We start from the raw sequence: 24,830 nt of genomic DNA, 5'->3' as shown, positions 1-24,830 counted from the left end.
CCCACTTCACGTGGGCATTCTAAAAAAACGGATTGTCTATCTGCTAATTCTTGATAATAAATGGGCGAACAGCCATAAAAGGTGTGGCTTTGGGATTGGCAGCAAAGTAGAACCCATAGGTGCTGTTAGGATAGGTAATGATTTGGTAACCTGAAGAAGCACTATATTCATTGCTCGCCCAATACCATCCTAAGCTACCTCCCCAAACAGGAGTTGTACCACCAGCTTGCACATTAACGACTTTCATTAAACGCTCATTCCAGGTTTGATGTGTGTGCTCGTTAGGCCAACTCGTCAACGATGCAGGGTTATAATTCCCTTCAGCCTGCGCAGCTAAAGCCCACTCACCTATAGCAGGAAGATACCAAGACGTTGTAGTTCCAGCCGTTCCTGTGAGTGGCTTGAGGGGTGTATAGTGCGCCGCTTGATAAAAAGCAGGAAAGTTAGGGTCGGTTCCTAAAGCAGCACCTGTACGCGAATGTGACGCAGACCAAGTGTGGTTGAAGCCATCCACATCATGATAAATCGCATTAAACTCTGTTGAGGCGTGTGTAGTCTGGACGGAGTTTTGCGTGTTGCTCCAGTGGCATGCTGAGCCTGCATCGGTCAAAGCCATGGCCTTATTGTTGGAAATCATGGCAGCAACAGCCGTTTTTCCTGCACGTTTACCTTGCACTAAGGTAGCCACACTGCCATCGTGGAAGAGATAACGATAAGAATAATAGAGCGTTACCTTTATTTTATACGACTCATTAGGTTGCATGCGAGTAGGTAAAATGGCACCAATATCTAATGATTTTCCTACAACAGACCTTCCATAGAGTGCACCTGCTTTGAATTTACAATAATAACCCGCTGATTGAATACCACTTAAATCAGGTGAGGCTAAGAAATAACGATAATCCGAAGTCGAGGTATACGTGTAGTTAGAAGCCTCTGTCGTTACTGTAGGGAGCGTCAAATCAGATGTTACTACAGGGTTATCCCACATGGACACCATCTCTGTTATATTGTATGAAGCTAAATGTCCATGCCCTGTTGGTGTCCCTATGACAGCTTTAATGCCATTGATATCCCAATAAGCGGTTAGCTCTACCCGCATACGAACGGCTAAATGCTTCATTTCAAAGTTCACCAAATAGTGCTGTCCACTAATTGTTTGTGTAGTGTAGCCATATAAGGCTTCACCTGCTTTATCCGCATTAACCGAAATAGAAGCACCACTCTCGGTAAAAGCATCATTGAAACATATAAAAGTATACGTTCCTGGTGGAAGCTCTATCTCATGGGGTGTTCCCGCATCGGGCGTGAAAGTCTTCGTAGTTCCTGTTCCACCAACAGTTCCTTTTAGTGTAGCTAATAATTGTCCTGTTGTAGAAAGAGCCTTAATGGTGTAGTGTTGATTACTGATTTCAGTACGTGTTGCAACCTTGGTTTTTTCTTCTGGCTCACGCATTACAGTCACTTCACCTTCAATACCATTACCAAAATTGAGTGTATCCGTCTTGGCTACAGTTTCTGTCGAACGGGTAGACACCTCAGTATCAACACCATAGGGAACTTCGGTTAAGGTGAACTGCGGACCTTTTAGCTCCTTAGTGTCATCTTTACTATCCTCAACACCGTCATGACTGCTACAGGCTGTAAAGAACATGCCACTCACTAAGATAAGCGGCAATATACTATATTTCCATCTTATTTTATCCATGTCGCTATTACTATTAAATCTCATCATCAATATTTACATCTTGGTCTGAATCCCAATCTTGTTGGGTTGAACCACCTGGTTGTTTTACATTGGGTTGTACGCTGGTACAAATAATTGGTAATTCGTCCATGGAGAAAATAATACTTTTGGGAGTAATATAAACACGCCGTTTCTTTTTATCCATATATTTAACTATTTCTGGGTTATTCTTTTCTGAAATAATACACGCACAAGAGCGTTAGCAATAAACGAGTTAAAACACTTATTGCTAACGGTATAAATCCTATCTGAGCAGGGGAAACACAAATATTGTTCCCGAATCTGTCTGAAGAAAGATGGGCTATAGGTATGTGTAGGGGGGGGTAACAATTTATTTGGAACAGCCAAATAAATAATCAAAAAGAATGCTAACACAAAGATATTTCTTTGCATAGCAAGCTGTTGATTCGTGTTACCTTGTTTCATCACGGCTGCAAAGGTACGCAAATTTTTAAGAAAAAGCCTTTTGAACTATTTAATTCATACACAACATAAATAAGATACTGACATAGGTCAATGCTAAACCCTCGGTGGTCATAGGGCTTACCCTACATCCTCTCATAATTATTTACTTCTGAGTTCTTCGATAAATGACCTTCACATTCTATTTTTTCTATTGGGTTAAATGAAAAGACCTCTTCAATACTTCTAAGAATGTAAGTTTTTTGCTTTGGGGAAATTATATTTGTTTTTAGTTTTATAGGCACGTAATTGAAATTTTTTATCTATATTTATACCCTAACAATAAAACAAACAGTATATGAAAAATTCTATCAATGAAGCAATGAAAGGCTTACTTAATGCAACACTTTGCGAGATAGAGAAAAAGTTTGATGGGGATGTTCTCAATTATTATGGCCCGATTATAGATGGGAATGAGAATGCTTTGTGTGATATCATAGAAGAGTTGGAGGAAAACGGCCATAGAAAAGCTACTTTAATTGTGATATTAACAACTACTGGTGGAAGCGCTACAGCTGTTGAAAGGTATGTTAATATTATTCGAAAGCATTACAACAAGGTTATTTTCATAGTCCCTGATTATGCTTATAGCGCTGGTACAATTTTTTGTATGAGTGGAGATGAGATTTGGATGGACTATTTTTCAGTATTAGGACCGATAGATCCTCAAGTACAAAATAAAGATGGGAGGTTCGTACCTGCATTGGGCTATTTAGATAAAGTAAATGAGCTGATAGAAAAGGCTAAAAATAACACGCTTACAAATGCTGAATTCCTTATTCTGAGAGACTTTGATTTAGCAGAGCTCCGTCATTATGAACAGGCAAAAGAATTGACTATCACCTTGTTGAAAAGATGATTAGCTAAATATAAGTTTAAGAACTGGAATACACATCATGATGGACGGAAAGTTACAGAAGAAGATAAAATAAGACGGGCTGAAGAGATAGCCGATGCATTGGGTAATAACAATCAATGGAAAACCCATGGACGCCCTATTAATATTGAAGAATTAGAAGAACTGAAACTAAAAATAGAAGACTATAGTGAACGAAAGGAAGAAAGAGGTTTAATTAAAAAGTATTATAATCAAGTAAGGGAATATACCGAGCATTTTAAACTCAAGCTTTTTATTCATACAAGAAAATTTATATAACAATGAGCAATGCAGAGAAAACAATTCTTGACATGAGAAAACAGTATAAAGAAATAAAACATGCTGAGAAGGGGTTAGAGGAAATGAAAAAAGTAATGGAGGATTTCCAGGAGTTGATAGATAGAGGATTAGCGGAGCCAAGAGGCTATACGCTCAAGGCAATTGATGAAAGAGGTTTCTCCTTTTCGTCGAATATGGATGAATGAGACTATTTGTCCTATGTCTGAAACGATGTTGGGAGTGGGTGATGCGTGTACCAAAGTAACATTATTTGGTTTTTAAAACGAATAGGCAGGCTATGAAACTGGTAGAATGACCTCTACTTTTTACCCATGCAAAATCTTTTCCAGCATTTTAGATGGGCAAAAAATGTGTCTCTAATTTTTAATATACCTTATATAATATATAGGCCTTAAATATTTACTATTGTGGAATGGTGGGCAAAATACACCTGATAAGCTAAAAAAGTAGATGGGTGTAGCGACTTTTGTATCAGTGTGCGCAGCTAAATGAAGTAGAACAAGTTTTTCGAACTTAAGTGTAAAAGTGCAATAATTGTACGGATTTATAAATGATTTTAAACTTTCTTGTGATGGCATGTTTGCCTTTCTGAGAAAGAAAAGTGTTAAAAATTGAATTGCAACCTATAGATTTCCAAAAAAACGTCGTCTTCAATAGTGTAATGATGCCGCATAAAGTGGTATTCTTTTACTGGTCTATTAAACTATATTCAAGTATATGCGTGAGAAATCAAGACAAAAGACAAAACGCGTGCACATGATGCATCGTTCATTGTCGGCTTTGTTACTGATGGCGCCTTTGGGTATGCTTGCATCACCTTTGGGTAGCTATCGAGTAACAAATGTGAATTATTCGGTTGCTGCAGAACAGCAAACAGTGGGTAGTGTGCTGAGCTTTATTGAGAAAAACAGCCAATATGTTTTTCTCTATAATGCAGACGTTCAGAAACTTTTACAACGTAAGGTGTCGATTACATTGGGCAATCGTTCCATGTCAGACATTCTCAACGATTTGTGTAAAGCCGTTGGACTGAGCTCACATACATCAGGTAATCAAATTACTTTAACTACAACTACATCTACGGCAACAGCTAAAACAGGGCGTAGAGCCATATCAGGCAAGGTGACAGATGCCACTGGTGAGCCCATTATTGGCGCTACAATCTCAGAAAAAGGAGGCCGCAATGGAACGACAACCAATGTAAATGGTGAGTTTTCATTAGAGGTTAATCCTGAAAACATGCTGACCATCTCTTACGTAGGTTTTGCACCTCAAACAGTGAAGGCACGCGACGCCATGCACATCACCTTAGCAGAAGAGTCGAAAGGCTTAGACGAAGTGGTTGTGATTGGTTATGGTACAAAAAAGAAAGCCAACCTCATTGGTGCAGTGAGCACAGTCACCGCCGATGAATTGAAAGACCGTCCAGTGAGCAGTGCAGGACAGATGTTGCAAGGACAAGTGCCTAACCTCAATATTTCTTTCTCATCAGGAACACCAGGAGAAAGCACAAAAATGAATATTCGTGGTGCTACTTCAATTGTAAATAGTGGTGCACCTTTGGTGTTGATTGATGGTGTTGAGGGCGACCTTGACCGCGTAAACCCAAACGATATCGAGTCGATCTCGGTATTGAAAGATGCCGCCTCAGCGGCTATCTATGGTGCTCGTGCTGGTTTTGGTGTTATCATCGTGACAACAAAATCGAATAAAGATGGCCAAGCACACATCACTTATAATGGGCGATTCAGTTGGTCGGCGCCAACCACGAAGACCAAGTTTATGACGAATGGTTACCAAACAGCTAAATTAGTTGACACATTCTTTAATGCAACATCGGGTGGCAGCTATTCAAAATTAACGCCTGATGATTATAATGAATTAGAGGCTCGTCAATATGATACAACCGAAAATCCTGCTCGCCCTTGGGTTGTTGTTAGTCCTATCGATGGCCGTTATCATTATTATGGGAATTTCGATTGGTATAACTACTTATTCGATTTCACGCAACCCACATGGAATCACAATTTGAGTATTAGTGGGGGCAACAATAAGATGAACTACATGTTGAGTGGAGGCATGAATGACCATGATGGTGTTTTCGCACTTAGCACTGATAAATACCGCACAAGAAACTTGATGGCAAAGTTCAATGCAGAAGTAACATCTTGGTTCCGTATTTTCAGTAGTGCATCACTCTTCAAATCAAAATATACACAACCAGGTTATGACTTTGAAGATGGTGGTAACGTAGGTAACCTCACTTTCCATGCAATGCCTTGGATAGTCCCCGTAAATCCTGATGGTACGAATGTCTATACACTACCTAATAGTGGTGACAGACCCGCTGATGGTTTTGCGGCTATGTTGCGTACTGGTAATGGATTTTCAACCGTTAACAAGACCGAACATACTTATGCTGTTGGTGGCGTATTAAAGTTAATGGAAGGATTAGAACTTACGGGTAAGATGACCTATCGCACATTCATTAAGGATAAGTTGTTCCGTATGGCAAGTTTCCAATATTCAGAGCGTCCTAATGAAATGAAAACTGCCAATTCAGGCTTCTTTGGTAACCGTTTAAAAGATAGTCGTGCAACGACAGATGTATATGTTTATGACCTTTATGGTAATTATCATAAGACATTTGCAGAAGCTCATAACCTTGCTATTATGGCTGGTATGAACTACGAAAGAGGCTCTTATAAATGGGTAGAACCTTCAGGAAAGGATTTACTTTCAGAAACACTTAACGATTTAAATCTGTCGGTTGGCGCCAAGAGTGTAAAGGGTGCACAACATGAATACGCTTTATTAGGTTACTTTGGCCGTATCAGCTATGATTATTTAGGTAAATATATGGCCGAAGTGAATATGCGTTATGATGGAACCTCTCGTTTTAAAAGTAGTGATCGTTGGGGCTTCTTCCCATCAGTTGCTTTAGGCTGGAGAGTAAGCGAAGAAAAATTCTTCCACAACCTACTCCCTGTTGTTAGCAATTTGAAACTTCGTGCATCCATCGGTTCTTTAGGAAATCAGGTGACTGATGGTTATAGCAATCCTTACTATCCCTATATTCGTCTTATCACCTTAGATAATATGACGAAGTTGAATTATATTTTCAATAATGCACAAGCGATGTATGCGACGATTGGTTCTCCTGTTTCAGGCAGTTTAACATGGGAAAAGGTTGTAACATCTAACGCTGGACTTGATGTGGGATTACTTAATAATCGGTTGGCATTGACACTCGATGTTTACCAGCGTAATACCAAAGACATGTTGGCTACATCACTCACATTACCCGCTGTTTATGGCTATGCTGTACCATTGGAGAATAATGGAGAATTACGTACAAGAGGTTTCGAACTTAGCCTTAGCTGGAATGACAAGTTCCTTTTGGCTGGAAAGCCTTTCTATTATGGCATTACAGCCTCACTTGCTGATAGTAAATCGAAGCTAACAAAGTTTAGAGGAAACGAAACTAAGATATTAGGACAGAATTATGAAGGCATGGAATGGGGTGAAATCTGGGGCTATAAGGTTCAAGGAATCTATCAGACCAATGCAGAAGTAGCTGCTCGTGGTGTTGATCAATCGTTCTTAGGTAGCAAATTTTCAGACCAGGCAGGTGATTTGATTTTTGAAGATCTTGATGGTAATCACAAGATTAATAATGGAAAAGGGACACTTAGCGACCATGGCGACTTAGTGAAATTAGGTAACTCTCAGGCAAGATACCACTATGGTTTTTCACTCAATTTATCATGGTATGGTTTTGATATGTCTATGTTCTGGCAAGGAATTGGCCGTCAAAACATGTATCCTGGCGACAACAATATGATGTTCTGGGGACCCTACTCACGTGCTTATAGTTCATTTATCCCTGCAGATCTTCCCGGAAAAGTTTGGTCAGAAAACAATCGAGACGCCTACTTCCCCCGTGCAGGACAAGATCAGGCACGTTGGTTTGCAATGAGTAAAGTAAACGATCGTTACCTACAAAATTTGGCATATTGTCGTTTAAAGAACCTAACTATAGGCTACACACTTCCAAAGATATTAACGAAGAAAATCTATCTTGATAAAGTTCGTTTTTACTTTAGTGGGGAAAACCTCTTTACAATGACGAAGCTAAAGAGTGATTATTTAGATCCTGAACAGATGACGACCGATAGGAATGGACGAGTTTACCCCTTCTCAAAAACTTTCTCATTTGGCGTTGATGTTTCCTTTTAATAAGAATTTATTATGAAAAAGTTATCTATTATACAATATGTAGCTGCAGCAACCTTGCTAACAGCCTGCAATTTGGATTTAGAACCGCAAGATAAGCTTGCCGATTCAAATTATTTTAATAATCGAACAGAGTTAGAAGCTTTTACGAATGGCTTTTATGGCAATTTCCCAGAAGCAGCAACACTCTATGGCGAAAGTGCTGATATTATCATTCCAACAACGCTCACTACTGAAGTTTTAGGTACGAGAACTGTACCTGAATCAGGAGGAGGTTGGAGTTGGAAAGCTCTTGCAGATATCAATACTTTTTTACAAGATGCTAATCGATGTGAAGATGAGAGTGCTCGAAAAGAGTACCAAGGATTGGCACGTTTCTTCCGCGCATATTTCTATTTTGATAAAGTTAAGCGTTTTGGTGAAGTGCCATGGTTTGATGCTCCCCTATCTTCTACAGACAATCGCCTCTATGAGCCTCGTACATCACGCGATGAATTAATGGCAAAAATTCTTGATGACTTGAACTATGCTATCAATAATTTGCCAACAGCTCAAAACACGTATCGTGTGACAAAATGGACTGCATTAGCACTCAAATCAAGAGTATTCCTTTATGAAGGAACTTATAGAAAGTATCATGGCATCGCTGGTTTTGGAATCTATCTCACAGAATCGGCTAATGCTGCAGAAGACTTTATAGATAATAGTCCTTATACTATTTATGCTACAGGGACACAACCTTATAGAGATTTATTTGCAGCTGACAATGCAAAGAGTTCTGAAGTAATCTTAGCACGCAACTATAACTTGGGACTTAACATTGTTCATAGTGCCAATCAATATTTCTTTTCTGCAGGAACATCACCTGGCATGAATAAGAAGATTGTGGATAGCTATTTGATGAATGATGGAACAAGGTTTACAGATTTACCTGGTTATCAAACCAAACAGTTCTACGATGAAATGCAGAATCGTGACCCACGTCTTTCACAAACTATTGTGACTCCTGGTTACAAACGCATTGGTGGAGCTACTGTTCTCTCTCCAGATTTCTCTTCAGCAACAACTGGTTATCAAATAACGAAGTGGGTTACCAGTGCAGCTTCAGATGGTTATAACAAGTCTTCTAACGACATGATACTTTTCCGTGCAGGTGAAGTTTATCTCAATTTCGCAGAAGCTAAAGCCGAGTTAGGCACATTAACACAAGGTGATTTGGATAAATCTGTGAAAAAGTTGAGAGACCGCGTGGGCATGCCCAATATGAACCTTGCTGCAGCAAATGCTAATCCTGATCCTTATTTGGAAGCTGCTGAGACTGGTTATCCCAATGTGAGTGGACCAAATAAAGGCATTATTTTGGAGATTCGTCGTGAACGTACAATCGAGTTGTTTGACGAAGGATTCCGCTATGACGACTTGATGCGTTGGAAAGAAGGTAAAGCTTTTGAAAAGCAGTTTAAGGGAATGTATGTTCCAGCACTTGACCCAGTGAAACATTATGTAATATGTGATTTAAATGGTAATGGTGTTATCGATAGTAAAGACGCATGTATCTACGATGGTGCAATGCCAAGCAAAACAGTTTATACAGAACTACTGCCCATCACAACCTTCTTAAAATTAGGTTCTAATCTCCAACTTGCTAATGGTGTTGGTGGCGGAAATATCATAGTACATGATATAACGACAGCAAATCGTTCATGGAATGAGAACAGAGACTATCTCTATCCAATTCCACAAGATCAGATTACGCTGTATGGTGGCAGGATACAACAGAATCCGAATTGGTAGGATTATAAAGGTTAAATCAACATTTTGATAAGGCACTCGCTGACATTTCTCTTCAAAGGGAATTCGTCAGCGAGTTGTTTAACCCTATTTATCTAAAGAGAATGAGCGTTTATCAGTTATTTGTAGTTACTTTGTAGCTGATAAAGGTATTAAGATAACAAAATAATAAAAATAATATGCGATATTCATTTCATCATTTTTTAATGCTCACAGCACTTGCCTTCAGCACACTTCCTATTTTAGGATGTGGTGGAGATGACAATTCGAAGTCCTATATTCCTGACTTCAAACCTCAGCCACAACAAACAGAAGATTATAAGTATGCAAAGGCTCCAGGCACGATTCGGCTGATGACCTATAATAGCTTCTATTGTAAAAGCCACACCAGTAGTGAAACATTCTCAGAAGAGCATACGCGCAATTTTGGCGAAGTGATTAAGGCTCTCCATCCCGATGTGATTGCCATTCAGGAGCTTGACAGCGCATGTAATGCCCGTTCGAGACGCTATCTTTTGCAAGAAATTCAGCAGGCTGCAGGAGATGATTATAACATTGTTTTCGGTTCTGCGGCTCCTTTCGATGGTGGGAAAATTGGATGTGGCGTGATGTATAAGAAGACTTTACAGCCTACTGCCATTCATCAAGTGGCACTCCCGGGGCACGAAAAGCGCAAATTGATTCTTATTTCATTCCCACAATTCAACTTCATTGGGACACATTTTGACTTGGAAACACGCCATCGTCAGAGCAGTATTGACCTGTTGCTGCACGAACTTCCATCTCTTCCCAATGCGCCTGTGTTCTTTGCTGGCGACTTAAATGACAGTCCAATGTGGAAAGCTGAAGTCTCGGCCTTTCCTAAATTGCTTCAAAACTTCACCATTCTCAGTGCGACAACAGGCAGTTTGCCCGATGAACCCAATGAGACTATTGACTATGTGCTGGTAGACAAGGCGCATCAAAACAAGGTTGAAGTAAAGCAAACACATGTGGTAAAACAGCTTTATATGAATGGGAGCGTGAAAGAAACGAAGACCGTTTCAGACCACTATCCTGTGTTTGTTGATGTGAAATTAAAATAAAAGATTTATCCCAAGCGTCTATAAACAATGATAAAACAAGCCAAAAGATTTTGCACGCTATTTGTGCTGTGCTGGATAGTTGTACTATCTATGTCGGCGATTGACTTCACTGGTGTGCGCCAATTGGTTGCACGTCGCTTTCCAATGCTGACAGATAAGGTAACTTTTGCTCCTTTGCTGCATTCCGACAAAGAGGCCTTTGTGCTCACAATGCAAAAAGGGCGACTGCTGATTCGAGCCAATTCGACATCGGCAGCGGCCATGGCTTTGAATCATTATCTCAACACCTATTGCCATGTTAGTTTGTCACACAACGCTGACAACCTGCCTCCTAACCTCCAATTGGTGCCCATCAAAGGCGAGGTGCGCATGGAAACGCCATTTAAATACCGTTATGCGCTCAACTATTGCACCTACAATTACACATATTCTTTTTACAACTGGAGCGATTTTGAGCGTGAGCTTGACTGGATGGCACTCAATGGTATCAACTTAATGTTGGCACCCATGGGAATGGAAAAGGTGTGGATGGAGACGCTTACACAATTGGGATTTAGCAAAACTGAAGCGCAACGCTTCATTCCTGGACCAGGTTATACGGCATGGTGGCTCATGGGAAATCTCGAAGGATGGGGCGGACCGATGAGTGAAGCCCTCATAGAAGCACGCTATCAGCTGCAACGAAAGATGCTACAACGCATGCAAGCGCTGGGCATTCAACCCGTCATTCAAGGCTTCCCTGGCCTGGTTCCATCTTTCTTAAAGGAGAAGTTCCCCACAGCCCAACTTGTCTCACAGGGGCTATGGGGGCATTTTAACCGCCCTCCTGTGTTGCTCCCATCAGACAAAGACGTGTTCCAGCAGGTGGCAAAGGCCTATTATGAGAGCCTCATACGTTGCTATGGGCGCGATTTTAAATTCCTTGGTGGCGACCTTTTCCATGAAGGTGGCAACACAAAGGGTGTGGATGTGGCAGCCACTGCCGCCGCTGTTCAGCAGACTATGCTCAACTATTTCCCTGCAGCGAAATGGGTATTGCAAGGTTGGAACAATAACCCTTCACCCACGTTGCTATCGAAATTAGACAAGCAACATGTGTTGTTGATTAATCTTAGTGGTGAGATTGCTGCCTCGTGGGAAAGCTCAAATGAGTTTGGTGGCACGCCTTGGTTGTGGGGAAGTGTGAATCATTTCGGCGGAAAAACCGATATGGGTGGGCAACTTCCAGTGTTGGTTGCTGAGCCCCATCGTGCTTTTTCACAGACAAAGGATGGCGTGATGCAAGGTATAGGCATTCTGCCCGAAGGCATTAACAGCAATCCTGTGGTTTATGATTTGGCACTCAAAACAGCATGGTATACCACTACACCCGACTTAGATCATCTGTTGCGCGACTACATTGCCTATCGTTATGGGCATGTTGATGAGTCGCTTGTTCAAGCTTGGCACATCCTTTCGCACTCCGTTTACGGCGAGTTTAAAATCAAAGGCGAAGGTACTTTCGAGTCGATTTTCTGCGCACGACCCGGACTTCATGTCACCAGTGTGTCGACATGGGGGCCAAAACAAATGCAATATAATCCCAAAGATTTAGAGAAAGCATTGGGACTTTTCCGTCGAGTGGCCGACCAATATAAGGGCAGTGCCACCTATCAATACGACTTAGTCGACCTTGCTCGGCAGGTAATGGCCAATCATGCACGTGACGTTTATGCCGCGGCTATGCAGGCTTATCGCAACAAAGATGCCGCTCTGTTGCACGAAAAAGGAGAGGAGTTTATACATTTGCTGCAATTACAAGACCGCTTGTTACAGACCGACACACACTTCTTGTTGGGCAACTGGTTAGCGCAGGCAGCAAATTATGGTGTCACTGCCGCCGACAAGCAGCAGGCACTACACAATGCCAAGATGCTCATTACCTATTGGGGGCCCGATAGTGCGGCCACTCGTGTGCACGATTATGCCAACAAAGAGTGGGCGGGTTTGCTGAAAAGCTATTACGAACCGCGCTGGCAAAAGTTCTTCCATGCGCTCTATCAGTCCGTTAACACGGGCGAAATGCCCCACATTGATTTCTTTGCGATGGAGAAACAATGGGCTGATTCTCCACAAACAGCAGCGACAACACCCACGGGAAACTATCTCGAACAGGTGGATAGTGTGCTGAAGGCTGTGCTTCTTCCTTATCAAAATGCGGCGCTACCATCTGCTATTCGCGTACACGATTTGCTCCAACGCATGACGCTTGATGAGAAACTTGCACAAATGCGCCACATTCATTTCAAGCATTATAACACTGATGGGCACGTTGATTTAGCCAAGTTGCGCGACAACTACACACACGGTATGTCTTTTGGTTGTTTTGAAGCCTTTCCTTATAGCTCCACACAATATCGGCAAGCTGTGAGTACCATCCAACAAAATGCTGCCGACAGCACGCACTTTGGCATTCCCGTTATTCCCGTTATCGAGGGTATTCACGGCATTGTGCAGGACGGTTGCACCATTTTTCCACAAGCCATTGCACAGGGGGCTACGTTCAATCCGCAACTCGTTTTTCGCATGGCACAGCATATTGGTACCGAAATGCGTGCGATAGGTGCACGACAAGTGTTGGCACCCGACCTCGATATTGCACGCGAACAGCGCTGGGGCCGCGTGGAAGAAACATTTGGTGAAGACCCTTATCTCATTTCGCGTATGGGCTATAACTATGTGAAAGGTATTCAAAGCCGTGGTGGAATACCCACATTAAAGCATTTTGTTGCCCACGGAACACCGCAAAGTGGACTCAATTTGGCCTCCGTAAAAGGTGGACAGCACGAGCTGTTCGACGTGTATGTCAAACCTTTTGAGTATGTCATTCGCCACACAAAAGCCGGTTCGGTGATGAACTGTTACAGTGCCTACGACAACGAAGCCATCACTTCTTCGCCCTTTTTTCTGCACACATTGCTGCGCGATAGCTTGCATTTTAAAGGCTACATCTATTCAGATTGGGGCTCAATTCCTATGCTACGCTACTTCCATCACACAGCCGACAGTGAGACTGAAGCAGCACAACAAGCCATCAATGCGGGGGTAGATCTCGAGGCAGGGAGCGATTATTACCGCACGGCTCCCACGCTCATTGCACAAGGACTGTTGGATAAAGCGCGCATTGATAGTGCCGCAGCGCATGTGCTCTACACGAAATTTGAGGCAGGACTTTTCGATGAATTGGCAAGCGACACACTGCATTGGCGGCAACAAATCCACACACCTGAGGCCGTAGCTGTAGCCAAACAGTTGGCCGATGAGAGCCTTGTGTTGTTGGAAAATCGCAACCATTTTCTGCCGTTAGACCTCAACCGCCTACGCAGTATCGCAGTGGTGGGTCCCAATGCTGCGCAAGTGCAGTTCGGAGATTATTCATGGACGGCCGACAATCAGCATGGCATCACCCCCTTGGCCGGCATACAACAAGTGGCTGGCACACAAACAACGGTGCGCTATGCTAAGGGATGCGACTACTATTCGCAAAACACTGACTCTATAGATGAGGCGGTGGCGTTGGCCAAGCAGAGCGATGTTACCGTGGTAGTGGTAGGCACACAGAGCATGTTGTTGGCGCGTCCGTCGCAACCTTCAACGAGTGGTGAGGGCTATGATTTATCCGATTTGACATTGCCGGGCGTGCAACAACAGCTCATTGAACGCATTGCTGCCACGGGGAAGCCTTTCATTGTGGTGATGGTCACAGGGCGTCCGTTGCTCACTGAGGCATTTAAAAATAAGGCCGATGCGCTACTTGTGCAATGGTATGGCGGCGAACAAGCCGGCCTTTCCTTGGCACAAGCTCTGTTTGGACAGCTCAATCCGTCGGGACGTCTGCCTATTTCGTTCCCAAAAGCTACGGGACAGTTGCCTGTTTATTATAATCATCTGCCCACCGATAAGGGCTATTATAATAAGAAAGGTACGCCCGACAAGCCCGGACGCGATTATGTGTTTGCAGACCCTTATCCTGCTTATCCCTTTGGCTATGGCCTTTCTTACACCACATTTAAATATAGTCAGCTTGCCATTTCGAAGAAACAAACCAACGAGAACGATACCATCGCGGTTACATTCCGGGTGCAAAATACGGGTAAACGCGCTGGAAAAGAAGTGGCACAGCTTTATATACGCGATATGAAGAGTTCGGTAGCCACACCCATCAAACAGCTCTTTGGCTTCGAAAAGTGTGCGTTGCAACCGGGAGAAACGAAAACCATCACGCTGCAACTGCCCGTATCCGACCTCTATTTGCACAATGCTGCCATGCAACGTGTGGTTGAACCCGGCGATTTTGAAGTGCAGATTGGGGCTTCTTCGGCCGACATTCTGCTGCGCGACACGCTGCATGTCGGGAATTCCAATATGCCGAAAACTTCAGAAAACAAGAACGACACGCCCCCACAACCCATGGGAAAACGCATCAGTGTGCAGGGCGTGGTGCGCAATGTACAAGCTTTCTTAATGGCAGGTGTCAAGGTACAGGCCGGTAAACAAACGGTCTTCACCGACGCACGCGGTGTTTATCGCATCACAGCCCACGAGGGAGAGCAGTTGCGTTTCTCGCTGAAAGGCTATCGCACAGAGACGCTTATCCTTCGCAAGGGCGGCATCTTCGACGTAGAACTTTCGGCCGAAACGCCTTGATCGTATAGAACTTCGAACGCCATTTGAATAGGATTGAACCATGCAAATGAAACATCTTTTTATCATTCTATTGTGTGCGGTGGGTCTATCTGCGAGCGCTCATCAGGGAGTGTCTTTTCGCATGCCGTTCCTTTTGCCGCAACATCCCTCAGGACGTGCTGTACTCTATTGCAGGACGGCGCCCCATACGATGGTGCTTACACCCGAAGAACGCCACATGGCCGTCTATTTCACGCAACGAGGCATCGCTTTCTTTGTGCTCAACAACACCCAAAGCACGGCTGATGTCGACTATGCCATGCAAATCATACGCGATAGTTCGCGCGTGTGGCATCTCAATCCCGACGACATTGGCATGATGGGGTGCGGGGCAGAGGGTGCTCTTGTGGCGCGCCAATCGTGCGAAGCACCGTGGGCTGTGCGACCAAATTTCACCATCATGCTGTCGCCCCTGTTGGCAACACCATCGCAGAAAAAGTTGCCGTTCACAGTGCAAAACCATCTCACGCCGCCCGCTATTGTGTTGGTAGCCGACGATGATGCCGAGATTTCGCCTGTTAACAATGGCGTAGCTTATTACACAGCCATGCGAAAAGCAGGCAATCCTTGTGCGTTACATATCTATCCGGGACAGCGCAAAGCGTTGCTGCAAGCGTTTGCCGACACGTTGCATAGCGAGCTCATCACTAACCTTTCGGCTTGGCTCAAAGCCCTTCCTGCACCTCAAATCGGAGCCATCCGTGTGGCTTGCATTGGCAATAGCATCACCGATGGCATGGGCATCGACCTCAACGATGTGCACAGCTACCCCGCACGTCTGCAGCAACTATTGGGCAAGGACTACTATGTGCGCAACTTTGGTGTGAGTGCTCGCACGCTGCTCAATAGCGGAGATCGACCTTATATGCGCGAGCAGGCTTGGCAGATGGCACGCGATTTCGCACCAAACATTGTCATCATCAAGCTCGGAACAAACGATAGTAAACCCGAAAATTGGCGATATGGCGCTGCTTTTGAGCACGATTTGCAAGCCATGGTCGACACCTTGCAGCAGCTTCCCTCGCATCCCCGCATCCTCTTAGCCACACCTATTCCTGCCTTCAAACCCACATGGAACATCAATGACAGCGTGCTCGTGCATGCTATCACGCCCATCATAGCCAAAGTAGCACGGGAAAAGCATTGCGATTTCATCGATTTGCACCAGCTTGCAGGCCTAACCTCCAACGATGTGCAGCCCGATGGCATCCATCCTACAGCCACAGGAGCCGCCCGCATCGCCGAAACCATCTATTCATTCATCAAGCAAAAATACCATTCTACATCTACACGCAATCTGCCCAAACGAAATATGTAGGGGCGGCACCTACGCACAATCCACCAAACGAAACCGTAGGGGCGGACATCCATGCACAATTCTCTCAAGCAAAATGTGTAGGGGCGGTGCCTATGTGCCCGCCCGAACGTCCGCGTAGCGGTGTTTCCATGCCAAAAACATACGCATCATGCGCAGGAGATGAACGATGAATGCGCCCCTGCAGGGCGACACGGGCGGGCACATAGGCACCGCCCCTACCCATCTCCACCATATTTTTCCACGCAATCCCATACAAACAAAATAAGGCGTAATGGACATTTGGTAGGCTGAAAACCTCATGGGTTTTAGTAATGGACATTTGGTAGGCTGGTTATTCTATCCTACTTTTTTTGTATTAATGAATCCATCTATAAACTTCTTTTTATTAGCTTCATTCAATCCATTATGATTATGCAGTGCTCTTTTAAGTTGTGAGTTAAATCCTTCCAACAGGTTTGTTGTTCCATCGTGTGCAAAGGCGTAAACTTTTACGCGAAATAACAAATAAAATGGTCAAAAACATGTTTTATCTTTGTACTGAATGCTTTCACTGGTTCGCGCAAACGAAAAACGTCGACAACTTGCTTTGCTGCAAGTGCCGACGCTCTTTTGTTGATGAATAAGAATTAATATTCAATGATGGTAGTGTCGTCAAGTTCTGGATCAATCACCTTTTCGCGCACTTTGAACACCTGCCATTCAGCTAATGCCACCCACTGTTGGTTGCTGGTAGAACCATTAATCTTGAACCATACATAGCGGAATGGTGTTTCGCTCTTAATGGTTCGGTTGGTTTCATACGTTGCATGCAGCGTGTTAGGTAGATTTGTGAACGATGCCAACTTGCGCGTTCCAGTCTCGTTAGCGTAGGTTGCGGCACTTTCGGTGAAGGCATCACTCACCAACACATCAATAGCTTTAGAGTTGTCGCGTCCACCTCCATTGCGACATACGTAGCGAAATTGCAACGCTTTGTGCGGTGCGCCTAAGTCAAACACGATGTAATGTGGGAAAGGCTTCGGCGCAGTCCAGCTCATGTGGAAGAAATTGTTCTCGTTACCATCAATGAGTGCCGAGAGTGGTCCTTCGCTTATTTCGGCACCGTGCTGTGAGGAGTTGATGATAAACTGGCCATATCGGCAGGCGAAATGGCGTGGATAATAGTTGAATGTGCATCCAACCGCGGCGTAAAAGCGTACACTTTAGCGGGTAAAGTGGGCGATAGGAGCAAAAAAGCTGCGCCCGAGAGTGAGCGGAACAGCATTTGGTTTAAGAGATATTTTGACTGCATCGTTAGATTTTAGGCAGGTGAATAGTTCTTTGTTTTGAAAAGTGGGGTGTAAAGGATTAAACCAATGTTAGACATTGGCATGCTACATTAAACTCTTTTTTAGAAGGACTGCTGTCTGTTCCCATCCAAATGAACTGGTCACGTTGCAAAAGAATCCTCTTCATGATGTTTCCTTTCATTGCTATAAAGGTTGATAATTGCGTTAGTAATACGATTGTAAAGCTATACAATATTTTTAGTATTACAATAATTTTAAATCATTTTAACCCAAAATATTTATTTTAGGGTCTCTCATAGAGGCTTTGTATTCGCGCACGGGAGAGGTATTAAAGGCATGCAACCCAACAAGTTGTAACTTCTATCTCCTACCCATTATTCCTGCACGCGGCCAGTAGCACCAAACAATAGCATAGAGATTACCATCCTATATCCTATTGATTATGCCACAATCTCAACGAGATTATAGGACAAAACAGCTGAAATTACCTCATCATGCAGCCGCCTTTACCAACACCATAAAAATAAGAAGCACGCGTGAAGGACGATTCACGGACTAAAAAAGTCTAAATATGCACTCCGTTTATAACACACCTTAGAAATCTTATCATGCCATTTAAACAAAAATAAACAAGTTCTTATTAAGCATAATTTACAAGTTAGAACCTATTCGCTTTTATGCTTATATAAGTTTTACGCGTTATTATATTATAAAACAAACGCATATTCATGCAATTTATAACGAAAATAAAAGAAAAACTCCATGTTTTACTATAAAATGAAAAAATTATCAAGAAAATATTTGCAAACAAATTATATATCTGTTAACTTTGCAAGCAAATTATATTAATAATTTTTTCAAGTCTATATCACCCAACGTAATCGTGTATAGCACAATTGTTTTGTTTTTAATCTAAAGAGAGAAATTTATGGAAAAGAGACTTTTGATGTTTCTCGTCGGTTTATTCTTGAGCATAGGAATGGCCGTAGCGCAAACGCAAGTGAAAGGAACCGTGGTTTCAAGTGAAGATGGAGAGCCCGTAGTTGGCGCTTCGGTAATGATTTCTGGTACGAAGACAGGTACCATTACCGATGCCGAAGGTAAGTTTTCATTAAATGCAACCAACGGCACAAAATTAGTGGTTTCCTATTTAGGTATGCGCGTCAAGACCGTGACGGCCTCTACATCAGACGACATGAAAATTAAGTTAGACCCCGACAACAAGGTGCTTGACGAAGTAGTTGTCACGGCAATGGGCATCACGCGCGAGAAGAAAGCCCTCGGTTATGCCTCACAAGTGCTCAACGCAAAGGACTTGAATACGGCCGGAACCTCGTCGTTGGCCAATGCTATGCAGGGCAAACTCACGGGTGTTGACATTCGCACTTCCTCGGGAGCACCCGGTGCTTCGGCACAAATTGTTATTCGTGGAGCACGCTCTTTCGATGGCAACAACACGCCGTTGTATGTGGTTGACGGCATGCCTATCGCTTCAACACCCGACTGGGACACGGAAAAGTCAGTGACAGGTTCTGACTATGCCAGCCGAACCATTGACCTCAACCCCGACGATATTGAATCGATCAACGTGCTGAAAGGGCAAGCAGCCTCGGCACTTTATGGTATTCGCGCTTCAAACGGTGTCATCTTGATTACCACAAAGCGCGGCAGCAAAGAGTCGACCAAGCCTGTTATCACCTTTACAACCGACTTGAGTGCACAGACCTTGAGCCGCAAGTTTGAACGACAGGATGTGTATGCGCAGGGCACAACGCTCTCAAAATATAATCCAAATGCTTCGATGACGTGGGGACCGAAGATTGCCGACCTGCCGAATGATGCTACTTATGGCGGCAATAAAAACAACGCCTATACCAACGGCGACCTCACTTCGCACGCGGGTATGTACTACAACCCGAAGTATGCTGCCGCAGGTTTGAGCGGTTGGACTACGCCACAGACCTATGACAACGTGGGCGATTTCTTCAAAACGGGCTTCACGCAAAATGCCACATTCAACATTTCGCAACGCAAAAACGATGTGAGCTATTCGTTCAGTCTCAGTGATAGCTATCAGAAAGGCATCATCCCCTCAACGGGCATGACCCGCACAGGAGCACGCGGTGCCGTTGACTGGAAGGTGAACGAGCAGTGGAAGACCGGCTTTTCGTCTAACTACAGCTCAGTAAAGATTACTTCTGCACCGGGTGCCAACAGCGGTATTGTGAACGTGGTGTACTCGGCTCCGTCGGAATATAACCTCAAAGGCACGCCCTATCACAAGCCCGGCGACCCCACTTCGCAGGTGCTTTTCCGTGCGACCAGCTTCAACAACCCCTATTGGTGGGCTGCAAACGATGAATATTCGCAACACACCAACCGTTTGTTTGGCAATGCTTATGCTGAATTCACCCCGAAATTGAACTGGGGAGACCGCTATCATCTCGTTTTTCGCGAGCAGGTGGGCATGGATATGTATACCACCAACAACGCCATCATTGCTGAGATTGGATCGGCCTACAACAAGAAAGGTGAGGTGGAGAACTACGGTGTGCAGGAGAATATCTTCAACAACTTGCTTACAGCCAACTTCACTGCCAAGTGGGGTGCCGATAGAGAGTGGGACTTTGGCTTCGTGCTCGGTAACGAGTTCAACCACGAGTATCGCCGCAAATGGGATTATGACGGCTCGGGATTGGCTTTCTACGGTCAGCCTACGATTGGCAACACGTCGTCGATGGATGTGCACAAAGAGTATCATCGGCAAGAGCGCACGGTGGGAACCTTCGGTCAGTTGTCGCTCTCTTGGAAAGACATGCTCTATCTAACCGTGACGGGTCGTAACGACAAAGTGTCGTCTATGCCCCGCGGTCACCGCTCGTTCTTCTATCCTTCCGTTTCATTGGGCTGGATTTTCACCGAGCTTCCGGCATTGAAAGAAAACAAGACACTCTCTTATGGAAAGCTCCGTCTGTCTTACGCACAGGTGGGACAAGCTGGGCATTTCTACAACAATTATATGTATGTGCCCGTGTATGGTGGCGGCATGTATATCTACACCCCCATCAGTTATCCCCTCGGTGGTGCGCGCGGCTATGCGCCCTACTTCGTGAAGTTTGATGAAAAGCTCAAGCCTCAGAACACTTCTAACTGGGAAGCAGGATTGGATTTGGGTTTGTTTAAGAACCTTGTGAAGTTGGAATACACGCTGAGCTATCAGGATGTGAAAGACCAAATCTTCGATGTTCCCACAGCTGGAACGACGGGCTATCAGTCACTTCGCACCAATGCTGGGCAGATGGTGACCTGGTCGCACGAGTTGTCGCTGAATGCTACCGTGCTCCATCATCAGGACTATGGTGTAGACTTGGGGGTGAATTTCACTAAGGTTAGAAACAGAGTGAAGAAACTTGCACCCGGCGTAGAGAGCATTATGCTTGGTGGTTTCGTTACACCGCAGATACGTGCACAGGCTGGTTACAACTATCCCAACATCTATGGTAAAGCGTTTAAGCGCACAGCTGACGGACAGTTGCTACTCGATGCCAACGGATTGCCCCAGTCAACAGCAGCCAATGTAAACTTGGGTGAGTGTGCACCCGACTTCACAATGGGATTCAACCTCCACGCACACTATAAAAACCTGTCGCTCTCGGCTACCATGGATTGGCAGAAAGGCGGTTGCATGTACAACGGAACCCTCTTGACGATGAACTTTTTCGGCGTCACGAAAGAGTCGCTCCCCTATCATGAAGGAACGATGGTGGCCGAAGGAATCAACGAAGCTACGGGGGCAAAGAACACGGTAGTGGTGGGCAAGCAAGCCTATTATCAGGCCTATAACGACGTCACTGAAGCAGGTATCTTTGAAACCAGCTACCTCAAACTGCGCGACATCACCTTGGCCTATCAACTACCCAAGTTGGGCGGCGTTAATCTTTCTGTCTACGCATTCGCACGCAATGTCCTCCTATGGGCAAAAATGCCCAACCTCGACCCCGAGAGTTCACAAGGCAACAACAACATGGGTGGATACTTTGAGCGCTTCTCTGTGCCCAACACTTCAAGCTTTGGTGGCGGATTGAAAGTAACCTTCTAAGGAGTAACTAACATTTGATAAACGAAAAAAGTATTGATTATGAAAATGAAATATATATTCGGAGCTGCGCTGACGGCAATGCTTTTCACAGCTTGTTCGGAAGACACGATGGATCGCATCAACACCGACGAAGCACATCCGGGCCAAAATATCAACGCAAAACTGCAACTCACCGAAACCGAGGTGTCAACGGTATTCTCTACCCTTTGCGGTGCCTATGAATGGTATGTCAGCTCGTATACCGAACAACTCTTCGGCACAGGCAACAACCAAATGCGCATGATTGAGAAACGTAATATTGCCGAAGTGGCCGGAAGTTCAACGTTTGGCAACGAATGGAACAACACCTATCTCAACCTCAACAACCTGAAACTGATGCGCGGGAAGTGTCAACCCGGTGGCGTGAATGCCGGAAACTACAACCTGTTGGGCATGGCACAAACGCTCGAAGCCATCAACTGGGCCACGCTGACCGACCTTCATGGCGACATTCCCTACAAAGAATGTTTCGTGACTTCGGCGCCTAAGATTGACAAACAAAAGGAGGTCTACAGCCGTGTGTTTGAATTGCTTGACAGCGCACAGATTAATTTTGCACGCGGAACCGATGACAACAGCTCCAACGATGTCATCTATGCCGGCAAACAGGCGAAGTGGGCGGCATTGGTTCACGCGCTGAAAGCACGCTATCTGCTGCGCACCTATGGCGTGAACCGCACCACAGCCCAGTTGCAAAAGGTGGTCGACGAGGCACAGGCAGCCCTCAACGCCGGCTTCGCGGGCTGCGAATTGGCCGTGTTCAACGGTCAGACGGCCGACAACTCGTGGTATGCTTATGCCCAAAGCCGCAAGTACACAGGTTGCTCTTCGACGGTTGAAAATCTGCTTACGGCACGCAACGACCCCCGCGAACCCATCTATAACTTCAACAGCTTTGGCAAAGACGTTGTGGCCAATCCCGGAGATGATGCCATGGCAGCGCAGACGGAGGTGGTCAACTGGCCGGCCTATTTGGAAAACGGTGCCGCAACCTTGCATGTGTTGAGCCTTTCAGAGCTTTATTTTGTGCAGGCCGAAGCACAGGCACGTTTAGGACAAAATGCACAGACAGCGTTCGAAGCGGGCGTGAAAGCGTCTATAAAAGATTTCTATGCGGCTGGCGGAAGCGTGATTGAAGCCAACGTGACCGACGCACAGATTGCCACCTACATTGCCTCGTTGAGCACGCGTTACACGGCCAATCCGCTGAACGAAATCCTCATTCAAAAGTATATTGCCCAAACGCGTGATGAACAGTTGGAGACTTATAACGACATGCGCCGTTGCCGTTACATTGACGGTAGCTATCCCGTTGCCATGACCAATCCCAACAACACGCTGGGGGGTGCCAACCGTTGGCCGCTCTGTTTGCCTTACGGTGAGAGCGATGTCACCTCCAACCCCAACGTAGCGGCCGCTTTCGGCAGTGGAAACGAAGGAGGTATGTATATCTTCACCAAGAATGTCTGGTGGGCTGGTGGCCAATAATTCCTAACTCAATAGTGCCGCGATGGCACGAGCAATGTGCCCAAAAGGGAATAACCCATAAGCACATTATAATCTTTCTCTCACGATAGGGCTAACAGCATGTTAGCCCTATTTTCATATCCGAACAGCAACACAAAACGAAGCCCCATCAGCCAAAAATACCAACACCAAAACACATAACCATCCCCTCAAAAAGCTATGCCCACCCACCTGCCTTGAAATAACATCACTGACAAAGCCACCAACAATAATCCCCCTCCTTGCCACATCGCATACAAAAGCCACGACCACAGCCTTCCACCTTATAACATTGCCGGAAAAGATACTCACGGAAGTTCTCCTCCTTATAACATTGCCGGAAAAGGCATTAATTGCAAATCCCCTCCTTGTGACATAGTCAGCAAAGGCAGCAACTGCAATCCTTCACCTTATAACATTGCCAGAAAAGGCCACGCCACCATCCTCCCACCTTGTAACATCATCGGAAAAGGCCACGCCCACATCCTCCTCTTGAATATTATCGGCGGCGAGACCATTTTTCGCGATAACGAGAGGTAGTTATCGCGAGCGAGGGCATTTTTCGCGATAACGAGCAGTGGTTATCGCGGGCGAGGCCATTTTTCGCGATAACGAGAGGTGGTTATCGCGGGCGAGGGCATTTTTCACGATAACGAGAGGTAGTTATCGCGAGCGAGGGCATTTTTCGCGATAACGAGCAGTGGTTATCGCGAGCGAGGGTAATTTTCGCGATAACGAGAGGTGGTTATCGCGGGCGAGGGTAATTTTCGCGATAACGAGCGTTGGTTATCGCAGGCGAGGGCATTTTTCGCGATAACGAGAGGTAGTTATCGCGAGCGAGGGCAACTCCAAGTTGTTTTTCAGGATGGAACCATTCGGCAAGCGCCGCGCCCAACCTTTCCATCCGATTGAATGTGCCAACAACCCCTCTTTTCAACCATCCCATCGTTTGGATATATTGGCAAACACTTCGTCCGACCATTCCATCCGATTGGAAACGCGGGCAACCCCTCTTTTCAAACATCCCATCCAATTGGATATGCCGATACCCTCTCCGCCCAAGCATCCCCCACCGATTGGCATGCTGGCAATGGATAAAAAGAAAGTACAATGCCGATGGCATAGGTTACCACCACACTTCTCCACAGGGTAGGCTCACTGCGCTCCCCAACCCTGCGCTATCGAAAGTACAACCCCGATGGGGTTGAGGAAAACCATATGCGGCGCCCCTACTACATCACAAATGGCATGCGGCAATCTATCCGCCCAAACATTCCATCCGTTTGGATATATTGGCAATCTACCCAACAAACTATTCCATCCGATTGAACGCGCGGGCAACCCCTCTTTTCAAAC

The 24,830-nt window shown here is 45.0% G+C and carries 16 protein-coding genes and 1 pseudogene; 10 read left to right on the top strand and 7 right to left on the bottom strand.

Annotated features, from left to right (window positions below):
* Window positions 1–43: 43 nt before the first annotated feature.
* Together X919_RS0113920 and X919_RS16770 are read right to left on the bottom strand one after the other, a co-directional pair.
* Window positions 44–1,708: a hypothetical protein gene (locus tag X919_RS0113920; protein WP_028900632.1), complete on the bottom strand. Its 1,665-nt coding sequence runs from the start codon at window positions 1,706–1,708 to the stop codon at window positions 44–46.
* A 13-nt stretch (window positions 1,709–1,721) separates the two neighbouring features.
* Entirely contained in the window at window positions 1,722–1,892 is a 171-nt protein-coding gene (locus X919_RS16770; protein ID WP_155949744.1) for a hypothetical protein, read from the bottom strand.
* A gap of 615 nt (window positions 1,893–2,507) precedes the next feature.
* On the opposite strand from X919_RS16770, the gene X919_RS15565 reads away from it, so the two are divergent.
* The 7 genes from X919_RS15565 (at window position 2,508) to X919_RS15560 (ending at window position 16,541) form a co-directional block, all read left to right on the top strand.
* Window positions 2,508–3,068 carry an SDH family Clp fold serine proteinase gene (locus X919_RS15565; RefSeq protein ID WP_216592165.1) on the top strand — a complete coding sequence of 187 codons (561 nt, stop codon included), beginning with the start codon at window positions 2,508–2,510 and terminating at the stop codon, window positions 3,066–3,068.
* A gap of 299 nt (window positions 3,069–3,367) precedes the next feature.
* Complete coding sequence (locus X919_RS0113900) at window positions 3,368–3,571, top strand: hypothetical protein (RefSeq protein ID WP_028900630.1); 204 nt, start codon at window positions 3,368–3,370, stop codon at window positions 3,569–3,571.
* Between the two features lie 571 nt (window positions 3,572–4,142).
* Complete coding sequence (locus X919_RS0113895; RefSeq protein ID WP_253270155.1) at window positions 4,143–7,625, top strand: SusC/RagA family TonB-linked outer membrane protein; 3,483 nt, start codon at window positions 4,143–4,145, stop codon at window positions 7,623–7,625.
* 12 nt (window positions 7,626–7,637) lie between these two features.
* A complete protein-coding gene (locus X919_RS0113890; RefSeq protein ID WP_028900628.1) occupies window positions 7,638–9,416 on the top strand; it encodes a RagB/SusD family nutrient uptake outer membrane protein in 1,779 nt (592 codons plus the stop codon).
* A 176-nt stretch (window positions 9,417–9,592) separates the two neighbouring features.
* Window positions 9,593–10,498, top strand: coding sequence for an endonuclease/exonuclease/phosphatase family protein (locus X919_RS0113885; protein ID WP_028900627.1), 906 nt, complete (start codon window positions 9,593–9,595; stop codon window positions 10,496–10,498).
* A 27-nt stretch (window positions 10,499–10,525) separates the two neighbouring features.
* The gene (locus X919_RS0113880) at window positions 10,526–15,184 is read left to right on the top strand and encodes an alpha-N-acetylglucosaminidase TIM-barrel domain-containing protein (protein ID WP_028900626.1); all 4,659 of its coding nucleotides are present in this window, start codon (window positions 10,526–10,528) and stop codon (window positions 15,182–15,184) included.
* Between the two features lie 46 nt (window positions 15,185–15,230).
* Window positions 15,231–16,541: a GDSL-type esterase/lipase family protein gene (locus tag X919_RS15560; protein ID WP_172642748.1), complete on the top strand. Its 1,311-nt coding sequence runs from the start codon at window positions 15,231–15,233 to the stop codon at window positions 16,539–16,541.
* 64 nt (window positions 16,542–16,605) lie between these two features.
* Here X919_RS15560 and X919_RS16765 read toward each other — a convergent pair whose 3' ends face one another.
* The 5 genes and pseudogenes from X919_RS16765 to X919_RS17390 all read right to left on the bottom strand — a co-directional run bounded on the left by X919_RS16765 (window position 16,606) and on the right by X919_RS17390 (window position 18,011).
* Entirely contained in the window at window positions 16,606–16,773 is a 168-nt protein-coding gene (locus X919_RS16765) for a hypothetical protein (protein WP_172642747.1), read from the bottom strand.
* Between the two features lie 104 nt (window positions 16,774–16,877).
* Window positions 16,878–17,003, bottom strand: a pseudogene (locus X919_RS17360) (transposase); the annotation flags it as partial.
* A gap of 164 nt (window positions 17,004–17,167) precedes the next feature.
* A complete protein-coding gene (locus X919_RS15555; RefSeq protein WP_253270159.1) occupies window positions 17,168–17,608 on the bottom strand; it encodes a discoidin domain-containing protein in 441 nt (146 codons plus the stop codon).
* Window positions 17,609–17,631: 23 nt separating this feature from the next.
* Entirely contained in the window at window positions 17,632–17,832 is a 201-nt protein-coding gene (locus tag X919_RS16305; protein WP_216592164.1) for a hypothetical protein, read from the bottom strand.
* A gap of 56 nt (window positions 17,833–17,888) precedes the next feature.
* The gene (locus X919_RS17390; protein ID WP_256380406.1) at window positions 17,889–18,011 is read right to left on the bottom strand and encodes a hypothetical protein; all 123 of its coding nucleotides are present in this window, start codon (window positions 18,009–18,011) and stop codon (window positions 17,889–17,891) included.
* Window positions 18,012–18,758: 747 nt separating this feature from the next.
* Here X919_RS17390 and X919_RS0113855 point away from each other — a divergent pair.
* From X919_RS0113855 to X919_RS16755, 3 genes are all read left to right on the top strand, one after another.
* A complete protein-coding gene (locus X919_RS0113855) occupies window positions 18,759–21,929 on the top strand; it encodes a SusC/RagA family TonB-linked outer membrane protein (RefSeq protein ID WP_028900625.1) in 3,171 nt (1,056 codons plus the stop codon).
* Between the two features lie 39 nt (window positions 21,930–21,968).
* Window positions 21,969–23,456, top strand: a complete 1,488-nt coding sequence (locus X919_RS0113850; RefSeq protein WP_028900624.1) for a SusD/RagB family nutrient-binding outer membrane lipoprotein — start codon at window positions 21,969–21,971, stop codon at window positions 23,454–23,456.
* A gap of 930 nt (window positions 23,457–24,386) precedes the next feature.
* Entirely contained in the window at window positions 24,387–24,572 is a 186-nt protein-coding gene (locus tag X919_RS16755; protein ID WP_155949742.1) for a hypothetical protein, read from the top strand.
* The last annotated feature ends 258 nt before the right edge of the window (window positions 24,573–24,830 follow it).

Source organism: Prevotella sp. HJM029 (assembly GCF_000599605.1).
Classification (GTDB): Bacteria; Bacteroidota; Bacteroidia; order Bacteroidales; family Bacteroidaceae; genus Prevotella.
The sequence above is the reverse complement of the archived record's forward strand: the minus strand, read 5'-3'. Positions and strand labels throughout refer to the sequence as shown.